Origin of the sequence: Cedecea sp. NFIX57, assembly GCF_900177785.1 — a bacterium.
In the GTDB taxonomy this organism is placed as follows: domain Bacteria; phylum Pseudomonadota; class Gammaproteobacteria; order Enterobacterales; family Enterobacteriaceae; genus Cedecea; species Cedecea neteri_C.
The window spans coordinates 1-1,803 of record NZ_FXAS01000105.1; the positions used below are offsets into that span (position 1 = coordinate 1).

A 1,803-nucleotide genomic window follows, 5' to 3' on the forward strand; every position below is an offset into this window, starting at 1 on the left:
AACGACAGGCCTTCAAACCGGGTACATGAACTGCTGCCCTGGAATCTCTCCTCTGTAAAATAATCCTTACGCCACGTTCAGTATGGGGCGCTTACTCAGATACCCCGTCTCCGGAGTTTGTTCTTTGAGGCGTTTTATTCCCCGGAAAGGGTGTTCGCCCATAAACAGTTCTGCTTCCACTAACGAAGTGAACATGCCGCCCAACGTTGTTAGCTCACGATTTATGGTTGAGGCTTTAATACCTTGTGCTCTCCGGGCAGCGCAATACTGAGCAATTATAGTACGGCTTATCTGGAAAGCACTGGGGTTAGCTGTCATTTCAATAAATCGCTCAATCTTGCGGAGGTAGGAAATACCATGCTCTTCATGCTTTCCCGTGTACTTCCACCAGATATCTTTAAGCTCTGAAAGTTGTCGTTTATCAACAGGCTTAGCCAACCACTCTTTGTTGTGATGGTTAAACTGAACATGTTTTTCATATGCGACAGCTTCACTCTTCTTCTCAAATTTCCGACGGATACGCTTTCCGTTGCGTCCGTTCGGTCTTACGTCCACTTCATACCGACCATCATCGAGACGCTTAATTGACATAGCGAATCTCTCCGATCAGGTTTTCAGGTCTATAAAAAACGCTTTTAAAACTTATACATTCCGTTTTCTGACAGTTGGTACATGTCCATAGGGCATGAATTGTTAGCCAGTCTTGTGCTCTGAGTGGGGCGAGATTGTTGGTTCTTGCCCAAAGTGTGCGAGAGCCGGAGCGATTTGCCCAACCTCCGGCGCGATAGTGTCAGTCATAAACCACATGGTGTATTTGGTGAACATTGGGTGTTGCAGAATTTTCATAATCTGCTCAATGCCTGCACCTTTTTGACGGCTCTCATAACTCGAAAGTGAACTATAGGGAATACCAGTTATCTCACTGAATTGCCTACGATTAAGTCTCTCTGACTCACGAATCAGCTTCAGCTTCTCTGAAATGTCGATTGACATGCTTACTCCTTTTGCGTAATTATTTACGCAATCGTAGTTGATTAAACGCAATCAAAGTCTCCACTAAGAGCAATTATTAGCGATTTAGAGCAATTGATTACACCAAAGGAGAATTTAACAAATGACTCAGCAAGTTGTAAGCACTAGTGATGTTTTGCCGTATCAGGAATTTGCCCGTGTTATAGGGAAAACGCCTGCAGCGGTACGCGGGATGATTGAAAAGGGAAAGCTGCCGGTGATTGAGATGACCGATCCGCAGTCAACCTCTGGTCGTGCAGGAGAGTATTGGGTTTATCTCCCTGCCTGGAACAACGGCATGAAAATGGCTTATGAAAGCCGTCCGAAAGAGATCAGGGAAGGGTGGTTAATGTGGTTAGGCTTAGGTGAGCCAGTCCGTTAACAATTGGAGATGGAAAAAATGAGTTCTGTTGATAATAAAATAAGCAAAGGTTTTTTTAAACAGTACACACCTGACGGTGAATTATCTGCACGGGTAAAAGTAATCGATAGTACGTTCCTTGTATTTACAGACATTAGTAGTGAAAAGGAAATGCTTCGGTTAGACCTCGTGAAGCTTATTCAATGTGAGCTGAATAAAATTCGTAGAAATGCGTTGGGGTTAGAGTCGTGGCAAAAAGCAGCTTTTGCAGAAGCTATTCACGAAGCAATACAAAATAAAGCGGATCAGCTAGGAGTCAGAAACATTAAAGCGGATTGAATCGCCACAGGTTTAACAGACACCTCAGAGTCATTTAAGATGACTTAAAGAGAGGTGCCCATGAGCGGTAAGCGTTATCCTGAAGAGTTTAA

General features: G+C 43.9%; 3 protein-coding genes and 1 pseudogene. 2 read left to right on the forward strand and 2 right to left on the reverse strand.

From position 1 onward, the window contains the following. Positions 1 to 81: 81 nt before the first annotated feature. Both B9Y90_RS25970 and B9Y90_RS25975 read right to left on the reverse strand, forming a co-directional pair. A pseudogene (locus B9Y90_RS25970) lies at positions 82 to 591 on the reverse strand (phage integrase); the annotation flags it as partial. 102 nt (positions 592 to 693) lie between these two features. Continuing rightward, positions 694 to 993, reverse strand: coding sequence for a helix-turn-helix domain-containing protein (locus tag B9Y90_RS25975; protein ID WP_085543151.1), 300 nt, complete (start codon positions 991 to 993; stop codon positions 694 to 696). A gap of 121 nt (positions 994 to 1,114) precedes the next feature. Here B9Y90_RS25975 and B9Y90_RS25980 point away from each other — a divergent pair, with 121 nt between their 5' ends. Together B9Y90_RS25980 and B9Y90_RS25985 are read left to right on the forward strand one after the other, a co-directional pair. Next, positions 1,115 to 1,393, forward strand: coding sequence for a regulatory phage cox family protein (locus B9Y90_RS25980; RefSeq protein ID WP_085543152.1), 279 nt, complete (start codon positions 1,115 to 1,117; stop codon positions 1,391 to 1,393). Positions 1,394 to 1,411: 18 nt separating this feature from the next. Beyond that, positions 1,412 to 1,711, forward strand: a complete 300-nt coding sequence (locus tag B9Y90_RS25985) for a hypothetical protein (RefSeq protein ID WP_085543153.1) — start codon at positions 1,412 to 1,414, stop codon at positions 1,709 to 1,711. The last annotated feature ends 92 nt before the right edge of the window (positions 1,712 to 1,803 follow it).

What these genes read in the sequence shown, in the direction of transcription:
- B9Y90_RS25975 (WP_085543151.1), bottom strand. Translation starts at nt 993, where the DNA reads ATGTCAATCGACATTTCAGAGAAGCTGAAGCTGATTCGTGAGTCAGAG.
- B9Y90_RS25980 (WP_085543152.1), top strand. Translation starts at nt 1,115, where the DNA reads ATGACTCAGCAAGTTGTAAGCACTAGTGATGTTTTGCCGTATCAGGAA.
- B9Y90_RS25985 (WP_085543153.1), top strand. Translation starts at nt 1,412, where the DNA reads ATGAGTTCTGTTGATAATAAAATAAGCAAAGGTTTTTTTAAACAGTAC.